General features: G+C 69.9%; 14 protein-coding genes. 10 read left to right on the forward strand and 4 right to left on the reverse strand.

Going from position 1 to position 17486, the window contains the following annotated elements:
* Positions 1 to 9: 9 nt before the first annotated feature.
* The 8 genes from ABC319_RS08845 to ABC319_RS08880 all read left to right on the forward strand — a co-directional run bounded on the left by ABC319_RS08845 (position 10) and on the right by ABC319_RS08880 (position 12493).
* Positions 10 to 1155 carry an aldose epimerase family protein gene (locus ABC319_RS08845; protein ID WP_413071661.1) on the forward strand — a complete coding sequence of 382 codons (1146 nt, stop codon included), beginning with the start codon at positions 10 to 12 and terminating at the stop codon, positions 1153 to 1155.
* Between the two features lie 22 nt (positions 1156 to 1177).
* A complete protein-coding gene (locus ABC319_RS08850) occupies positions 1178 to 2971 on the forward strand; it encodes an IlvD/Edd family dehydratase (RefSeq protein WP_413069867.1) in 1794 nt (597 codons plus the stop codon).
* A 223-nt stretch (positions 2972 to 3194) separates the two neighbouring features.
* Positions 3195 to 6416 (forward strand): glycoside hydrolase family 2 TIM barrel-domain containing protein, encoded by a 3222-nt coding sequence (locus ABC319_RS08855; protein ID WP_413071662.1) that lies wholly within the window; start codon positions 3195 to 3197, stop codon positions 6414 to 6416.
* Between the two features lie 86 nt (positions 6417 to 6502).
* Positions 6503 to 8155, forward strand: coding sequence for an NAD(P)/FAD-dependent oxidoreductase (locus tag ABC319_RS08860; protein WP_413069868.1), 1653 nt, complete (start codon positions 6503 to 6505; stop codon positions 8153 to 8155).
* 7 nt (positions 8156 to 8162) lie between these two features.
* Positions 8163 to 8711: a pseudouridine synthase gene (locus ABC319_RS08865; protein ID WP_413069869.1), complete on the forward strand. Its 549-nt coding sequence runs from the start codon at positions 8163 to 8165 to the stop codon at positions 8709 to 8711.
* A 778-nt stretch (positions 8712 to 9489) separates the two neighbouring features.
* Positions 9490 to 10632 (forward strand): 8-amino-7-oxononanoate synthase, encoded by a 1143-nt coding sequence (locus tag ABC319_RS08870; protein ID WP_413069870.1) that lies wholly within the window; start codon positions 9490 to 9492, stop codon positions 10630 to 10632.
* Positions 10629 to 11252 carry a dethiobiotin synthase gene (gene bioD / locus ABC319_RS08875; protein WP_413069871.1) on the forward strand — a complete coding sequence of 208 codons (624 nt, stop codon included), beginning with the start codon at positions 10629 to 10631 and terminating at the stop codon, positions 11250 to 11252. The genes ABC319_RS08870 and bioD overlap by 4 nt, the downstream gene beginning before the upstream one ends.
* Positions 11249 to 12493, forward strand: a complete 1245-nt coding sequence (locus ABC319_RS08880; protein WP_413069872.1) for an adenosylmethionine--8-amino-7-oxononanoate transaminase — start codon at positions 11249 to 11251, stop codon at positions 12491 to 12493. The genes bioD and ABC319_RS08880 overlap by 4 nt, the downstream gene beginning before the upstream one ends.
* Positions 12494 to 12496: 3 nt before the next feature.
* Here the strand turns inward: ABC319_RS08880 and modC are convergent, their stop codons facing one another.
* From modC to modA, 3 genes are read right to left on the reverse strand one after another with little or no spacing between them, the layout of a single operon-like run.
* A complete protein-coding gene (gene modC / locus ABC319_RS08885; protein WP_413069873.1) occupies positions 12497 to 13252 on the reverse strand; it encodes a molybdenum ABC transporter ATP-binding protein in 756 nt (251 codons plus the stop codon).
* A complete protein-coding gene (gene modB / locus ABC319_RS08890) occupies positions 13249 to 13935 on the reverse strand; it encodes a molybdate ABC transporter permease subunit (protein WP_413069874.1) in 687 nt (228 codons plus the stop codon). Before modB ends, modC begins: the two co-directional genes overlap by 4 nt.
* 4 nt (positions 13936 to 13939) lie before the next feature.
* Positions 13940 to 14725: a molybdate ABC transporter substrate-binding protein gene (gene modA, locus ABC319_RS08895; RefSeq protein WP_413069875.1), complete on the reverse strand. Its 786-nt coding sequence runs from the start codon at positions 14723 to 14725 to the stop codon at positions 13940 to 13942.
* Positions 14726 to 14760: 35 nt separating this feature from the next.
* Here modA and ABC319_RS08900 point away from each other — a divergent pair, with 35 nt between their 5' ends.
* Entirely contained in the window at positions 14761 to 15885 is a 1125-nt protein-coding gene (locus ABC319_RS08900) for a beta-N-acetylglucosaminidase domain-containing protein (RefSeq protein WP_413069876.1), read from the forward strand.
* A gap of 184 nt (positions 15886 to 16069) precedes the next feature.
* Positions 16070 to 16714, forward strand: coding sequence for a PEPxxWA-CTERM sorting domain-containing protein (locus tag ABC319_RS08905; RefSeq protein ID WP_413069877.1), 645 nt, complete (start codon positions 16070 to 16072; stop codon positions 16712 to 16714).
* Positions 16715 to 16766: 52 nt separating this feature from the next.
* On the opposite strand, the gene ABC319_RS08910 is transcribed toward ABC319_RS08905, so the two are convergent.
* Entirely contained in the window at positions 16767 to 17483 is a 717-nt protein-coding gene (locus ABC319_RS08910; protein ID WP_413069878.1) for an arylesterase, read from the reverse strand.
* Positions 17484 to 17486 lie beyond the last annotated feature (3 nt).

The following is a 17486-nucleotide window of genomic DNA, read 5'->3' on the forward strand; positions in this document are numbered from 1 at the left end:
AGGGGCATGATGACGAAATCGATGGCGTTGCTCGGCACGGTTGCGGCGATCGCAGGCGCAGGCTGGTCGGCGCACGCAGTCGCCGCCACCGCGCAGCGGGGGGCGTTCGGCACGCTGCCCGACGGGACCGCGATCGAGGCGGTGACGCTGACCGGCACCAACGGCGTCAGCGCGCGGATCATGACGCTGGGCGCCACGCTCCAGTCGCTGAACGCCCCCGATCGCGCCGGCAAGGTGGCGGACATCACGCTCGGCTACGACGATGCCGCCAGCTACGTCACCAATCCGAACTTCTGGGGGCAGACGGTCGGCCGCTATGCCAACCGCATCGCCGGCGGCAAGTTCGCGATCGACGGCAGGACGTACCAGCTGCCCCTCAACGACAAGACCAACTCGCTGCACGGCGGGGCGAAGGGCTTCGACAAGGCGGTGTGGCGGATCACCGCGGTGAAATCCGGCGCGCAGGCCAGTGTCACGATGGTGCTGTCCAGCCCGTCGGGCGATCAGGGCTATCCCGGCAAGCTGGACGTGACGGTCACCTACGCGCTCGACGATGCCGGCGCGCTGACGATCGATATGGATGCGAAGACGGATGCGCCGACCATCGTCAACCTGACCAACCACGCGCTGTTCGATCTGGCCGGCGAAGGATCGTCGGGCGGCATCTATGCGCAGAAGCTGACCATCCCCGCCGCCCGCTACACCCCCGTCAACGCCGCGCTGATCCCCACCGGCACGCTGGCGCCGGTGACGGGCACCGTGTTCGATTTCACCAGCGCGCGCGCGATCGGGCAGAGCGTGCGCGACGGGCGCGATCCGCAGATCGTGATCGGCCGCGGCTACGACCATAATTTCGTGCTCGACAAGGGCGCGACGAAGGAGCCGCAGCTGGCCGCCCGGGTCGAGGATCCGGCGTCCGGCCGCGTGCTGGAGGTGCTGACGACCGAGCCGGGGGTGCAATTCTATTCCGGCAACTTCATCGACGGCACCTATGTCGGCAAGCAGAAGCACGTCTATCGCATGGGCGACGGCCTGGCGCTGGAGCCGCAGAAATTCCCCGACACGCCCAACCAGCCCTCGTTCGGCTCCGCCCGGGTCGATCCGGGCAAGCCCTATCACCATCGCATGATCTACCGCGTCTCGGTGGCGCGCTGACCCTTTACCCCTGGAGCACGACGTGACCGCTTCGACACCCAAGCTGCGCAGCCGCGCGTGGTTCGACAATCCCGCCAATATCGACATGACCGCGCTCTATCTGGAGCGTTACCTGAACTTCGGCCTGTCGCTGGACGAACTGCGCTCGGGCAAGCCGATCATCGGCCTGGCGCAGACCGGTTCGGACCTCAGCCCATGCAACCGCCACCACCTGGTGCTGGCGGACCGCGTGCGCGAGGGTGTGCGCGAGGCGGGCGGCATCGTGCTGGAATTCCCGGTCCATCCGATCCAGGAAACCGGCAAGCGCCCCACCGCCGGGCTCGACCGCAACCTGGCCTATCTTGGGCTGGTCGAGACGATGTACGGCTATCCGCTGGACGGCGTCGTGCTGACGATCGGTTGCGACAAGACGACGCCGGCGTGCCTGATGGCGGCCGCCACGGTCAACCTGCCCTCGATCGCGCTGTCGGTCGGGCCGATGCTGAACGGCTGGCACAAGGGCGAGCGGACCGGTTCCGGCACCATCGTGTGGAAGGCGCGCCAGCTGCTGGCCGCCGGCGAGATCGACGATGCCGAATTCATCCGCCTCGTCGCCTCCTCGGCGCCGTCGACCGGCTATTGCAACACGATGGGCACCGCCACGACGATGAACTCGCTGTGCGAGGCGCTCGGCATGTCGCTGCCCGGCTCCGCCGCGATCCCCGCCCCCTATCGCGATCGGCAGGAGGTCGCGTACCTGACCGGCAAGCGCATCGTCGAGATGGTGGCCGAGGACCTGAAGCCGTCGGACATCCTGACCAGGGAGGCGTTCCACAACGCGATCAAGGTCAATTCCGCGATCGGCGGATCCACCAACGCGCCGATCCACCTGTCCGCCATCGCGCGCCACATCGGCGTCGACCTGCCGCTGAAGGATTGGGAAACCGAGGGGCACAAGGTGCCGCTGCTCGTCAATCTCCAGCCTGCGGGCGAGTATCTGGGCGAGGATTACTACCGCGCCGGCGGCGTGCCCGCGGTCGTCGCGCAGCTGATCGGCCAGGGCCTGATCCACGAGGGCGCGATGACCGTCAACGGCAAGACGATGGGCGACAATTGCCGCGGCGTCGCGATCGAGGACGAGGCGGTCATCCGCCCCTACGACCAGCCGCTGGTCGGGGAGGCGGGCTTCATCGTCCTGTCGGGCAACCTGTTCGATGCCGCGGTGATGAAGACCAGCGTGATCTCGCCCGAGTTCCGCGCCCGCTACCTGTCCAACCCCGACGATCCCGACGCGTTCGAGGGGCCGGCGGTCGTCTTCGACGGGCCGGAGGATTACCACCACCGCATCGACGATCCTGCCACCGGCATCACCCCCGAAACCCTGCTGTTCATGCGCGGTGCCGGTCCGGTCGGCTATCCCGGTGCTGCCGAGGTCGTGAACATGCGCCCGCCGGCCTATCTGATCACCGAGGGCGTGAACGCCCTGCCGTGCATCGGCGACGGTCGCCAGTCGGGCACCAGCGGATCGCCCTCGATCCTGAACGCCAGTCCGGAGGCCGCGGCGATGGGCGGGCTCGCCCTGCTGCGCACCGGCGACCGAGTCCGGATCGACCTGAACAAGGGCAGCGCCGACGTGCTGATCCCGGACGCGGAGCTGGATCAGCGCCGTGCCGACCTCGTCGCGGCCGGCGGCTACCCCTATCCCGCCTCGCAGACCCCGTGGCAGGAGATGCAGCGTGCCGTGGTCGGCCAGATGAACACCGGCGCGATTCTTGAGGGCGCGGAAAAGTATCAGCGCATCGCCCAGACGATGGGCCTGCCGCGCGACAATCACTGACTTGGCCACCCCGCTTCCTGCCTGATCGATCGGGCAGGAAGCGCGGCACCGGTTCCTTCGACCGCGACCCGGTCGCCGCTGTCCGGCCGCCATGCTCCCCGGCGCGAAGCCCACGCCCGGGAGCCGCATTCAGCCCCAAGAACGGGCTTGCCAACGGCGTAGGAAAACCTAGCATCGCAATTATATGATAAATTGGGTGGAGGGGCGCGTGAAGCTTTCGGGGATGTGGGTCGGCGCGGCGGTGCCGGCACTGGCGATCGCGACGATGGCGGCATCCGCCTGGGCGCAGGACGGCGCACCCGGTATCCAGCCGGTACAGGTCGATCCGGCGCGTCCCGACTGGGAGAACCCGGCCGTCTTCGCCCGCGGCAAGATGCCCGCCCGCGCCACCGCCTTCCCGTTCGAGAGCCGGGAGCGCGCGCTGGCCGCCGACCGCAACCGCTCCGCCCGCTTCCTCAGCCTGAACGGCGACTGGCGCTTCGCCTTCAGCAAGTCGGTCGACGGCGCGCCCAACGGCTTCTGGGCCCCCGGCTACGACGTGTCGGGGTGGAAGACGATCCCCGTGCCGGCGATGTGGCAGGCGCAAGGATATGGCCAGCCCAAGTACAACAACATCACCTATCCCTTCCCGGCCAACCGCCCGCTGGTGCCGCACGGCGACAACGAGACGGGATCGTACCGCCGCGATGTCGATGTGCCGGCGAACTGGGCGGGCAACGACGTGATCCTCCACATCGGTGCCGCCGGCTCGTCCTACCGCGTGTGGGTGAACGGGCAGGAAGTCGGCTATTCGGAGGATTCGAAGCTGCCGTCGGAATTCGACGTGACCCGCTTCGTGAAGCCCGGCCGCAACAGCGTGTCGATCCAGATCCATCGCTGGTCGGACGGCAGCTATCTGGAGGATCAGGATTTCTGGCGCGTCTCGGGCATCGAGCGCGAGGTGTTCCTGATGGCCGCGCCGAAGACGCGGGTGCGCGACATCTATGTCCATGCCGGGCTCGACAAGGCGTATCGCGACGGCGTCCTGTCGGCCGATCTGGCGATCACGCCGTCGGCCCGGCCGATGACCGCGCGGCTGACCCTGCTCGACGGCAACCGCACCGTCCTGACCAAAGAGGCGCGCGTCGCCCCCGGCAAGGCGGAACGCACCGTCACCCTCGCCGCCCCCGTTCCCGGCGTCCGCCCGTGGACGGCGGAGACGCCGAACCGCTACCTGCTGCTGGTCGAGCTGCTCGATGCCGCGGGCACCGTCGTCCAGTCGACCCCGCAGAAGATCGGCTTCCGCACGGTCGAGATGCGGGACGGCCATGTCACGGTCAACGGCCGCCCGATCATGATCCGCGGCGTGAACCGCCACGAACATGATCCCGAAACCTTCCACGTCATCTCGCAGGAATCGATGCGCCGCGACATCGAGCTGATGAAGCGCAACAACATCAACGCGGTCCGCACCTCGCACTACCCCAACGATCCGCGCTGGTACGACCTTGCCGACGAATATGGCCTCTACGTGATGGACGAGGCCAATATCGAGAGCCACGCGTACATGGATTACGCCAACAAGCATCCAAAGGATCGCGCCAGGTTCCAGATCGGCTTCGATCCGGCATGGGAACAGGCGCACGTCACCCGCGTGACCAACATGGTCGAACGCGACAAGAACCATCCCTCGATCATCTTCTGGTCGCTGGGGAACGAGGCCGGCATCGGCCCGAACTTCGAAAAGGCGGCCGCCGCGATCCGCCGCCGCGATCCGAACCGGCTGATCTCGTATCTGGGCTGGGGCACGCTCGACTGGGATCACCAGCCCAACAGCTTCGTCGACACCTATGCCCCGATGTACGACGATATCGAGAAGATGGTCGACTGGGCGACCGATCCCACCCGCACCCAGCCGATGATCCAGTGCGAATACGCGCATATGCAGGGTAATTCGGGCGGCAATTTCAAGGATTACTGGGACACCATCTACCGCTACGACAAGTTGCAGGGCGGCTTCATCTGGGACTGGGTCGACCAGTCGATGTACCGTTATACGAAGGACGGCCGCCGCTACTGGGGCGACGGTGGCGAATACGGCCCCAATCCCGGCGGCGACATCGAGTTCGGCGACGGGCTGAACCAGCCCGATCGTACGCCCAATCCGCACCTGTACGAGGTGCAGAAGGTCTATGCGCCGGTCCAGTTCGAGGGGTTCGACCCCGCCACCGGCCGGTTGACGGTGCGCAACCGCCACGATTTCCGCGACCTGTCGGGCTTCGCGTTCGACTGGACGCTGGAGGAGGACGGCGTGGCGATCGCGAGCGGCGCCCTGCCCGCGCTGTCCACCGCAGCGCGCAGTGCGGAGACGATCGCCCTGCCGCTGCCCGCCGCCGCGCAGCGGCCGGGTGCCGAGTATATGGTCACGGTCCGCGCCCGTGCGCGCGACGCCGCCGTGCCGCTGGTCCCCGCCGGCTATATGGTGGGCTGGGAGCAGTTCCCCCTCTCGTCCACCCCGCGCCCGGCGTTCGCGAGCCGCGGCGCCGTCACCGTGCGCGACGGTGCCGACGCGGTCCGCCTGTCGGCCGGCAACGCGACCCTGGCGATCGATCGCAAGACCGGGCTGGTCGACGGCTATGCGCGCGGCGGCACCACGCTGGCCACCGGCGGCGCACCGAATTTCTGGCGCGCCGAAACCGACAACGACACGCTGACCGGCACCGTCGCCGCGCAGGCGCCGTGGCACGCGATGAGCGAGACGCGCGAGGTCCGCTCGGTCACCGTCCGCCGGCTGGACGGCGGCGCGGCGGAGGTCCGGGTCGATCACGAACTGGGCGCCGGCGCCGCCCGCTTCGTCACCACCTACACCATGGCGGGCGACGGATCGGTCGCCGTCGCGGGCGAACTGACCCCCCTGAAGGACGATCTGCCGCCCCCGGTCCGCGTCGGGCTGTACTACGCCTTGCCGGCTTCGATGAAGACGGTCGAGTGGTTCGGCCGCGGCCCGCACGAAAGCTATGTCGATCGCAAGACGTCCGCGCCCGTCGGCCTGTGGCGCGGGGCCGTCGCCGAGCAGAACCACGATTACATGCGGCCGCAGGATACCGGCAACAAGGTCGACGTCCGCTGGATGGAGCTGGCCGGCGCCGGCCGCGGCCTGCGCGTGGAGGCGGAGGTGCCGATGATGATGCAGGCGCTGGCCTTCCCCTATGCCGATCTCTACCGGCGCGCGCCGGGGACGTGGAAGTCGACCGACATCGTGCCGCACGATCAGGTGTCGCTGCTGGTCGATGCCGGCCAGTGGGGCGTCGGCGGCGACACGGGGTGGAGCCTGGTCGGCCAGCCGCACATGAAATACCGGACGAAGCTGGTGCCCACCCGCGTCGCGTTCCGCCTGTCGCCTTTCACCGGCGACGGCACCACTCCCGACAAGGCGAAGCCCGCCCGCGCGACCGAGGTGCAGTGAAGCGACAACCCTCCCCCCTTGCAGGGGGAGGGTTGTCCGACCCCGCCGGTTGGCCCCCGCCCCGCAACCCGCTACATGGGGGAGCGATGCTGCGCCTGACCGAACTGACCCTGCCCCTCCACCACCCGGACGAGGCGCTGCCCGCCGCGATCTGCCGCCGGCTGCGTATCACCCCGCGCGAGCTGGTTCGCCACGTCGTCGCCCGCCGCGCCCATGACGCGCGCGACAAGGCCGACATCAAGCTGGTCTATTCGGTCGACGTGAACGTCCGCGACGAGGCGGCGGTGCTCGCCCGGTTCCGCAAGGACCGCCATGTCCAGCGCACGCCCGACACCCGCTACCGCTTCGTCGCGCAGGCCGCCGGCGACACCGGCGACCGCCCGGTCGTGATCGGCGCCGGCCCCTGCGGCCTGTTCGCCGGGCTGATCCTGGCGCAGATGGGCTACCGCCCGATCATCCTCGACCGTGGCAAGGTGGTGCGCGAGCGGACGAAGGACACCTGGGGACTGTGGCGCAAAAGCGTCCTGAACCCGGAAAGCAACGTCCAGTTCGGCGAGGGCGGCGCCGGCACCTTCTCCGATGGCAAGCTCTACAGCCGGATCAAGGACGACCGCTTCCTCGACCGCAAGGTGCTGACCGAGTTCGTCAAGGCCGGTGCCCCGCCGGAGATCCTGACCGAGGCGCACCCCCATATCGGCACCTTCCGCCTCGTGACCATGGTCGAGAGCATGCGCGCCTCGATCGAGGAGCTGGGCGGCGAGTACCGCTTCTCCACCCGCGTCGACGGGCTGGACGTCACGACCGACTCCGCCGGCGAGCGGCGCATCCGCGGGCTTCACCTGCACGACGGCGGCTACCTGCCCGCCACCCATGTCGTCATGGCGATCGGCCACAGCGCGCGCGACACCTTCTCGATGCTGCACGAGGCGGGTGTGCATGTCGAGGCGAAGCCCTTCTCGCTCGGCGTCCGCATCGAACATCCGCAAGGATGGATCGACCGGGCGCGCTTCGGCCCCAATGCCGGCCACCCGGCGCTCGGCTCGGCCGAGTACCACATCTCGCATCACTGCAGGAACGGGCGCACCGTCTACAGCTTCTGCATGTGCCCCGGCGGCACCGTGGTCGCCGCCACGTCGGAGGAGGGGCGCGTCGCGACCAACGGCATGAGCCAGTATTCCCGCAACGAGCGCAACGCCAATTCCGGCTTCGTCGTCGCGATCGATCCGGCACGCGACTTTCCGGGCGATCCGCTCGCCGGCATCGCGCTCCAGCGGCATTGGGAGGAGCGCGCCTTCGTCGCGGGCGGCTCCTGCTACAAGGCGCCGGCGCAGCGGCTGGGCGACTTCATGGCCGCCCGCCCCTCGACCACGCTCGGCAGCATCGTTCCCTCGTACAAGCCCGGCGTGACCCCGACCGATCTCGCCTTGTGCCTGCCCGACTATGCGGTGGCCGCGATGCGGGAGGCGTTGCCGGTCTTCGGCCGCCAGATCCCCGGCTACGACCATCCGGACGTGGTGATGACCGGGGTGGAGACGCGCACCTCGTCCCCCGTCCGCTTCACCCGCGACGCCCGCTTCCAGAGCCTGAACACCCGCGGCCTCTTCCCGGCGGGCGAGGGGGCGGGCTATGCCGGCGGCATCCTGTCGGCCGCGGTCGACGGCATCAAGGTCGCAGAGGCGGTGGCGCTCAGCATGGGCGCCGCGACCGCCGATGCGGCACAGGTCGCCGTCGCGGCCTGACCCGGCCTTGGCGCGCCTCCTGCTCTTCAACAAGCCCTACGGCGTCCTGTCGCAATTCACCGACGCGCGCAGTCCCACGCCGCGTCCGACGCTTTCCGCCCATGTCTCCGTCGCGCACGTCTATCCCGCCGGTCGCCTCGATCAGGACAGCGAGGGGCTGCTGCTGCTCACCGACGACGGCGCGCTCCAGGCCCGCATCGCCGATCCCCGCTTCAAGGTGCCCAAGACCTATCTCGTCCAGGTCGAGGGCGTGCCGGCCGACGCCGCGCTCGACCAGCTCCGCCGCGGCCTCATCCTGAAGGACGGCCCCACCCGCCCGGCAGAGGCGGACCGGATCGACGATCCCGCACTCTGGCCCCGCGACCCGCCCGTCCGCTTCCGCAAGACCGTGCCCGACACCTGGCTCCGCCTGACCATCCGCGAGGGCCGCAACCGCCAGGTCCGCCGCATGACCGCCGCGATCGGCCACGGCACCCTCCGCCTGATCCGCTGGCGCATCGGCGACTGGACGCTGGACGGCATCGCGCCGGGGGAGTGGATCGAGGCGCCGCGATAACGCCCATCCGGCATCCCGCGAAACCGGGACCTCCGCAAAACTCTTCCGTCGTCCCGGCGTGCGCCGGGATGACGCAGAAAATGGAGCGTTAGGAGCCTTTCGCAAAGGTCTTGCAAAGGTCGGCACCCAGCAGCGGAACGCCCGCGGGGAAACGGCATCCCACTCCGTTTGAAGGGAAATCCAATCAGGCCGACCCACTCACAACGACCACCCCGGCGAAGGCCGGGGTCCAGCGGAGGGTGGCAGAGAGGGGCGCTGCGCATCGTCAAGCCGGCCATCCCAACTGGACCCCGGCCTCCGCCGGGGTGGTGCATTTCAGTTTCAAACAGGGGTCATGGGACCCGCAAAACACCCGTCATCCCCGCGTAGGCGGGGATCCATACACGCCAACCAATCAGATCCAGCCGAACGCGGCGCATTTATGGAACCTCTCCTGCGCGGAAACGACGGAAAGCGGCGACAGCGCTGGATGTCGATCCGCACCAGGCCAGCCCGCCCCGCCGACGCTGTCCTACGCCCCCCTCGGCGAGGTACAACGGCCCATGCCTCACCGATCCCACGGTCAGAGTTACGACAGCATGACTGTCGAAACATCCGCACCGGCAGCGACATCCTGCCCGCTGTCCAAGCGCTTGAGAACAAACGACTGTCCTCCATCACCCCCCTCGCCCGACCCCGCCACAACCCGAAACTTCCTCAACATTCGCACCGCCGGATCCATCAACCCGCCCCCGTCACCGGCTTGCCTCCACCCCGCCAGGCGGACATGACGCGGGCCATGGAGAGCCCCGTCCTCGCCGCGCCGTTCGCGGCCCAGTCGAACGATCTCGCCGCGCTCGCCGCCGCCGGGCGGTTGCGCACGCTGGCACCGCGCCGCGCGCTCGATTTCTCGTCCAACGACTATCTCGGCCTCGCCGCCTCGCCGCGGCTGCGCACCGCCGTCGCGGCGGCGCTCGACCGGGGTGTCTCGATCGGCTCGGGCGGGTCGCGGCTGCTGCGCGGCAACGATCCCGAGCACGAGGCGCTGGAGGCGGAGGCCGCCGCCTTCTTCGGCTGCGCCTCGACGCTCTGGTTCTCCAGCGGCTACGCCGCCAACGCCGCGCTCCTCTCCACCCTGCCCCAGCGCAGCGACCTGATCGTCCACGACGCGCTGGTCCACGCCAGCGCGCATGAGGGGATGCGCCTCGCCCGCGCCCCCGCGATCGCCGCCGGCCACAACGACCCGTCGCAGGTCGACGAGGCGATCGCGTCATGGCGCACGAAGGGTGCCACCGGCCGGCCGTGGATCGCGGTGGAGAGCCTGTACAGCATGGACGGGGACCGCGCGCCGCTCGACGATCTGGTCTCGGTCGCCGACCGGCACGACGCCGTGCTGCTGATCGACGAGGCGCACGCGACCGGCGTCTTCGGCGCCGCCGGCCGTGGCTGTGCGGAGCATCTCCACGGCCGCGCCAACGTCGTCACCGTCGCCACCTGCGGCAAGGCGCTGGGCTGCGAGGGTGCGCTGGTCTGCGGCCCCGCCATCGTCCGCGACAGCCTGGTCAATCGCGGCCGCGCCTTCATCTTCTCCACCGCCCCCTCGCCGCTGATGGCCGCCGCCGTCCGCGAAGCCCTGCGCATCGTCGCCGACGAGCCCCAGCGCCGCACCGCGCTCGCCGCGCTGGTCGGCGACGCCGCCCGCCTGCTCGCCCCGCTCGGCATCGCCGGCACCGGCAGCCAGATCGTGCCGGTGCCGGTCGGCGACGACGTTCGCGCGATGGCGATGGCGGCGGCGTTGCAGGCGCGCGGCTTCGACGTGCGCGGCATCCGCCCGCCCACCGTCCCTCCCGGCACCGCCCGCCTGCGCCTGTCGCTGACCCTGAACGTCACGACGGCCGATCTCGACGCGCTGGCCACCGCGCTGGCGGAGGTGCGCGCATGACCCGCATCGTCGTCACCGGCACCGATACCGGCATCGGCAAGACGGTGTTCGCCGCCGCCCTCACCGCCGCGCTCGGGGCGCACTACTGGAAACCGGTGCAGGCCGGGCTGGAGGAGGAGGGCGGCGACGCCGACACCGTTGCCCGCCTCGCCGGCATCCCGCGCGTCCGGATCCTGCCGGACGCGTACCGCCTCGCCACGCCCTGCTCCCCCCACCGCGCCGCCGAGATCGACGGGGTGACGATCGATCCGGCCCGCCTGGCCCCGCCGCCGATGTCGCCACTGGTGATCGAGGGAGCGGGCGGCGTGATGGTGCCCGTCACCCGCGACCTCGTCTTCGCCGACCTGTTCGCCCGCTGGCGACTGCCGGTCGTCCTCGTCGCCCGCACCACGCTCGGCACGATCAACCACAGCCTGTTGTCGATCGAGGCGCTGCGGCACCGGGACGTCCCGATCCTCGGCATCGCTTTCGTCGGCGATCCCGCCCCGGACAGCGAGGCGACGATCGCCGCATTGGGCCGGGTCCGCCGCCTCGGCCGCCTGCCCCGCCTCGACCGGCTCGACCCCGGCACGCTGGCCGCCGCCTTCGCCGCCGGGTTCCGCGTGGAGGATTTCGCATGACCGGCAGCCCCGTCTGGCACCCCTTCACCCAGCACGGCCTGGGCGAGCCGATCCCGCTCGTCTCCCACGCGGAGGGTGCGCTGCTCCACACCGCCGACGGCCGCACCTATGTCGACGCGATCTCGTCCTGGTGGGTGACCACCCACGGCCACGGCCATCCGCGCATCGTCGCCGCTATCCGCGATCAGGCCGCCCGGCTCGACCAGATCGTCTTCGCCGGCTGGACCCACGAACCCGCCGAAACTCTCGCCGCCGGCCTCTGCGCGATCATGCCGCCGGCGCTGACCCGCGTCTTCTTCTCCGACAGTGGCTCGACCAGCGTAGAGGTCGCGCTGAAGATGGCGCTCGGCTATTTCGCCAACCGGGGCGAGCCGCGCTCGCGCATCCTGGTGCTGGAACACAGCTATCATGGCGACACCATCGGCGCGATGTCGGTCGGCGCGCGCGGCGTCTTCAACCAGCCCTACGCACCGCTGCTGTTCGACGTCGGCACCATCCCCTTCCCCGCCGCCGGGTGCGAGCAGGCGACGCTCGACGCGCTGGAACAGGCATGTCGGGATCGTCCCGCCGCCTTCATCGTCGAACCGCTGATCCTGGGCGCCGGCGGCATGCTGGTCTATCCGGCCACCGTCCTCGCCGAAATGCGGGCGATCTGCGCGCGCCACGACGTGCTGTTCATCGCCGACGAGGTGATGACCGCCTGGGGCCGCACCGGCACGCTGCTGGCCTGCGAACAGGCCGCTGTCGTGCCCGATATCCTGTGCCTGTCCAAGGGGTTGACCGGCGGTGCGGTGCCGCTGGCGGTGACGATGGCGACCGAGCCGATCTACGCCGCGCACCTCTCGCCGGATCGGGCGCGGATGTTCTTCCATTCGTCCAGCTACACCGCCAACCCGATCGCCTGCGCCGCTGCCAACGCCAATCTGGGCATCTGGCGCGACGAGCCGGTGCACGATCGCCTCGCCCGCCTGGCCGCGCGCCAGGCCGATCACCTCGCCGCCGCCGCCCGCCTGCCGAATACGGCCCATCCCCGCCGGCTCGGCACGATCGCCGCGATCGACCGGACCGGCGGTGGCACCGGCTATCTCGCCGCGACTGCGCCCGCGATGATGGCCGCCGCCCGCGATGCCGGCGTTCTCCTCCGCCCGCTCGGCAACACGCTCTACGTCATGCCGCCCTATTGCATCGCCGACGACGAACTGGCGCAGGTCTGGGCGGTGATCGCGGAGCTATGCGGCTGAATGCTACCAGCTGACCCTGACAGCCGAACCCACCGGTATCGTCAGCCCCGGCACCGCCACCATGCCCGGTGCCACCACCTCGCCGGCCGTCGCCCGGGCCGGCAGCAGGTCGGCCGGCGACCCCTGCGCCGTCACGCGTCCGTCGGCGATCGTCACCACCCGGTCGCCCAGCAGCCGTGCCTCCTCGGCACTGTGCGTGACATAGAGCATCGGCAGCGCGAACCGCGTCTTCAGCGCCGCGACGAACGCCAGCACCTCCGCCCGCCGCGCCGCATCCAGCGCCGACACCGGCTCGTCCAGCAGCAACAGTTCGGGCTGGCTCAACAACGCGCGGCCGATCGCCACCCGCTGCCGCTCCCCGCCCGACAGGTCGCGCGGGGAACGGTGCAGCAGGTGCCCGATCGCCAGCACCTCGATCACCGCGTCCCACTCGATCCGCGCCGCACCCCGGCTGCGCGCCAGCCCGTATCGCAGGTTCCGCTCGACCGTCAGGTGCGGAAACAGCCGCGCGTCCTGATGCACCAGCCCGATCCGACGGCGCTCGGCCGGCACGAAGATGCGCGCTTCGGTGTCGGCGAGCACCCGCTCGCCCAGTACCACCCGCCCCTCGTCCGCGCGCAACGATCCGGCGACCACCGCCAGCGTCGCCGACTTGCCCGCGCCGGATGGTCCGAACAGCACGGTCACCCCGTCCGCCGGCCCCTCGAACGCAACGTCCAGCCGGAACGCGCCCAGCCTGCGCCTCGCCTCGACGATCACCGCGCCGCCCGCCGTCGCCCGATCGCCAGAAGCAGTTCCGACAGCAGCAGCCCGGCCAGCGCCGCGACCAGCGAGATCGCCGACAGCCGCAGCGCCACCGCCTCGCCACCCGGCACCTGCAACGCCGCATATATCGCCAGCGGCAGCGTCTGCGTCTCGCCCGGGATGCTGGCGGCGAAGGTGATGACCGCGCCGAACTCGCCCAGCGCCGCCGCGAAGCCGACGACCGCCGCCGCCAGCAATCCCGGCGCCGCCAGCGGCAGCACGATCGTGAACGCACGGTCGACCGGCCCCGCGCCCAGGCTGCGCGCCGCCTCCTCCAGCGCCGGATCGACCGCCTCGATCGCCTGCCGCGCCGCCCGCAGCATCAGCGGAAACGCGCACGTCACCGCCGCCAGCGCCGCGCCCGCCGGAGTAAAGGCCAGCCGCACGCCCCACACTGCGTCCAGCCAGCGGCCTACCGGCCCCTCCACCCCGAACACCAGCAACAGGGCGAACCCGATCACCACCGGCGGCAGGATCAGCGGCGCATGGAGCAGCGCATCCAGCAGCACCCGCCCCGGAAACCGGTACCGGGCCAACAGCCACGCGAAACCGGTGGCGGCGATCAGACCCCACAGCGTCGCCCATCCCGCGACCGTCAGGCTCAGTCGCAGCGCATCCCATTCGGCCGGTGTCGGCACAATCCTACAGCGGCCGGAAACGATAGCGGCGGAAGATCGCCTGCGCCTCGCGCCCGGCCATGAACCGGTAGAAGGCCGCAGCACCCGGCCGTGCGCCGCGGATCACCGCCGCGGGATAGATGATCGGGCTATGGCTGGCGACCGGGAAGGTGCCGACCACCCGGACGCCCGGTTCCGCCGCCGCGTCGGTTTCGTACACGATGCCCAGCGGCGCCTCGCCCCGCGCGACATAGGCCAGGGCAGCGCGCACGTCCTGCGCGGGCGCCAGCCTCGCCACGACCTGCTGCCACACGCCCAGTCGCGTCAACGCCTCCTGCGCGTACCGGCCGGCCGGCACCGATCGCGGTTCGCCGATCGCCAGCCGCCCGCTCGTCCCCAATGCCGCCGCCAGCGGAAAGCCGGGCCGGACCACGAGCCGCAACCGGCTGCGTACCGGCGCGACCAGCACCAGCCGTCCGCCCAGCAGGTCGCGACGCAGCCCGGGCGCCAGCCGCCCCGCCTGCTGCAACCGGTCCATCCACTGCGCGTCCGCCGATACGAACAGATCGGCCTGGGCGCCCGCCTCCACCTGTCGCGCGATCGTGCCGCTCGCCGCGAACGAGAAGCGCACCGGCTGCCCGGTGCGCGCGGTATAGGCGCGGCCGACCGCCCCCAGCGCTTCGGTCAGCGACGCGGCGGCGAACACCGTCAGCGGCGGTGCCGGTTGCGCGGACACGGTGGCCGACGCGACCAGCATCGGCAGCAGCGCCAACCAGCCGATCAGCCGGCGTCGAACGAGGGGAAACTTCATATACGGCGGAATATACTGACCGCCCGGATCGGGCAATGCCGCTGCTGGACAGGCAGGATCGGCTGCGCGATGCCCGCATCATGACCGTCTCCGCCCCACTTCCCGATCTCGGCATCGTCGAGGGTTTCTTCGGTCCGCGCTGGTCCTGCGAGGAGCGCGCCACCGTCGTCGACCATCTCGCCCCGGTCGGCTATCGCTTCTACCACTACGCACCCAAGGCGGACGCGCATCTCCGCCGCGACTGGCGCACGCCGCATTCCCCGACCGAAGCGGCGGCGATCGCCGCCTTCGCCGATCACTGCCGATATCGCGGCGTCCGGTTCGGCATCGGCCTGACTCCGTTCGAGCTGCACCTCGACTTCGACGATGCCGGTCGCGCGGCACTGGCCCGCCGGCTCGCCGATCTCGACGCGATCGGCATCGACGATCTGGCCATCCTGTTTGACGACATGCGCGGCGACCTGCCCGATCTGGCTGAACGTCAGGCGGCCATCGTCGCCTTTTGCGCGGAACGCACCCGCGCCAGCCGGCTCTTCATGTGCCCGACCTATTATTCCGACGACCGGGTGCTCGACCGCGTGTTCGGTCAACGCCCTGTCGGCTATCTCGAAACGCTGGGCCGACTGCTCGACCCCGCCGTGCGGGTGTACTGGACCGGAGAGGAGGTCTGCTCGCGCGCAATCACGCCGGCGCACCTGCGCGACGTCGCCGCCCGGCTCGGGCGACCGGTCTGCCTGTGGGACAATTACCCCGTCAACGACGGGCCGCGGATGTCGGATCATCTTCACCTGCGCGCCTTTACCGGCCGTTCTGCAGAGGGGGCGGCATGGCTGTCGGGGCACGCGATCAACCCGGCGCTGCAGCCGTTGCTGGGCTGCATCCCCGCCGCCACGCTTCCGATTCTTTACGAGGAATCAGCGAATTACCGCTATATGGCGGCATTCCGCACCGCAGCAAAATCGATCGTCGGCGAGCCTTTGGCGACGATGCTGGAAGCGGACATTCTTGCGCTGGACGATGCGGGGCTCGGCAGATTGGGTGGACGCCTCGAAAAACTGCGCGAACGTTACGCGGCAGTTTCCCACCCTGGGGCTGCCGAAGTGCTGAAATGGCTGAGTTTTTCCTACGGCGTCTCATCCGAAGACGTCGCGACACAGTAGCGGCGGTAAACGTCCCAAGGCGGGACATGTTGCTAAGTTGGTAAAAATTATTTTCAGCATACGTCTGCTGCACTGCAACCATTCCAGCACGTTGTCGTTGGGCGGCTGAGTGCATGGCAGCAATATGTTTGGTCTGGCGAGGTGCCGGCCGACAGCGGCAGCATTCGCCAAAGGGAGTATCAGTATGACAACCAAGTTCTTGGTAGCGGCCGGCCTGCTCGCCGGCTTCGCAACGCCCGCCACCGCGGCGACCCTGTTGCTGGAAAACGGCAGCGCCGCTTCGTTCGCTGCACCCGCCGGAACGGTCATCGACTTCGACTCGGCAATCCCCGCATCGTTCACCGCAAGCTACACCGGCGCCAGCGTCGTCAGCGGCGACCTGAACGGCCAGTACGCGCAGCCGGCGTTCAGCAACGGCAGCGACTATCTGGCAGTCAGCCAGGGCGGCAGCGCCACGCTGACCAGCACGAGCCTGGGCTATCAGTCGCTCAGCTTCTTCATCGGGTCGATCGACACGTTCAACACCGTCGAGGTGCTGAGCACGACCGGTGAGCTGATCGCCTCCTACGCCGGCAGCGCGTTCACCTCCACGCCGGACGGCAACCAGACGCTGGCGACGACCAACCGCCGCGTGACGATCACCCGCGAAGCGACCGACGCCCTGATCGGCGGCGTGCGCTTCCTCAGCGATGGCCCCGCGCTCGAAGTCGACAACGTCGTCTTCGCCGTGCCCGAGCCGTCGACCTGGGCGCTGATGCTGCTCGGCTTCGGCATGGTCGGTACCGCGACCCGCTATCGCCGTCGCAGCCAGCAGGTTGTGTACGGCTGATCGACCCTGTCGATCGATGATGCGCCGTCGGACCAACTGGTCCGGCGGCGCATCAGCGTTGCGGCATGGCCAGTTGCTCGGTCACCAGCGGCGTCACGCGATCGGCGATCCGCGTGATCCCGGCCGCGGTCGGGTGGACATGATCCGCCTGCATCAGCGCCGGCACGCCGACCACGCCGTCGAGAATGAACGGGTACAACGCCGCGTCGTACCGTTTGGCCAGCTCGGGCCAGATCGGATCGAACCGGCCGACGAAATCCGGACCGAGGTTCGGCGGCGCCCGCATGCCGGTCAACAAAACCGGGATGTCCCGCTTCCGCAACTCGGCCAGTATCGCGTCGAGATTTGCCCGGGTCTCGGTGGCCGGTATTTGGCGAAGCAGATCGTTCCCGCCCAGGCCCAGCATCACCAGGTCCGGCTTGCGCGGCAGGTTGTCGAGCGCAAAGGCGAGCCGCTGGCGCCCCGCCGCCGTGGTGTCGCCCGACACGCCGGCATTGACGATCGTCGCGTTGATCCCGGCCGCCCACAACCGCGCCTGCACCTGATCGGGCAGGCTCTGGCCGCGGCCGACGCCATAGCCCGCGTACAGGCTGTCACCGAAAGCCAGCACCAGCCGTTCGGGTCCTTGCGGGCGAACAACCTTGTCCGTCGCCGGCGCCGTGACGCCACCAGCGTTCGCCTGCGGCGTGTCCGCCTGCCCGCATCCGACCAGCAGTGCTGGCGCGATCAGCACCGCGGCGGCATAGCGACGCTTGTTATCGTACTTCACTCC

Origin of the sequence: Sphingomonas phoenicis, from assembly GCF_047238005.1 — a bacterium.
Taxonomy (GTDB): domain Bacteria; phylum Pseudomonadota; class Alphaproteobacteria; order Sphingomonadales; family Sphingomonadaceae; genus Sphingomonas.

Bases quoted from the DNA above. Each gene is read 5' to 3' on its own strand.
- ABC319_RS08900 (WP_413069876.1), top strand. From the start codon at position 14,761: ATGCCGCTGCTGGACAGGCAGGATCGGCTGCGCGATGCCCGCATCATG.
- ABC319_RS08905 (WP_413069877.1), top strand. From the start codon at position 16,070: ATGACAACCAAGTTCTTGGTAGCGGCCGGCCTGCTCGCCGGCTTCGCA.
- ABC319_RS08845 (WP_413071661.1), top strand. From the start codon at position 10: ATGACGAAATCGATGGCGTTGCTCGGCACGGTTGCGGCGATCGCAGGC.
- ABC319_RS08860 (WP_413069868.1), top strand. From the start codon at position 6,503: ATGCTGCGCCTGACCGAACTGACCCTGCCCCTCCACCACCCGGACGAG.
- bioD (WP_413069871.1), top strand. From the start codon at position 10,629: ATGACCCGCATCGTCGTCACCGGCACCGATACCGGCATCGGCAAGACG.
- ABC319_RS08880 (WP_413069872.1), top strand. From the start codon at position 11,249: ATGACCGGCAGCCCCGTCTGGCACCCCTTCACCCAGCACGGCCTGGGC.
- ABC319_RS08855 (WP_413071662.1), top strand. From the start codon at position 3,195: ATGTGGGTCGGCGCGGCGGTGCCGGCACTGGCGATCGCGACGATGGCG.
- ABC319_RS08870 (WP_413069870.1), top strand. From the start codon at position 9,490: ATGGAGAGCCCCGTCCTCGCCGCGCCGTTCGCGGCCCAGTCGAACGAT.
- modA (WP_413069875.1), bottom strand. From the start codon at position 14,725: ATGAAGTTTCCCCTCGTTCGACGCCGGCTGATCGGCTGGTTGGCGCTG.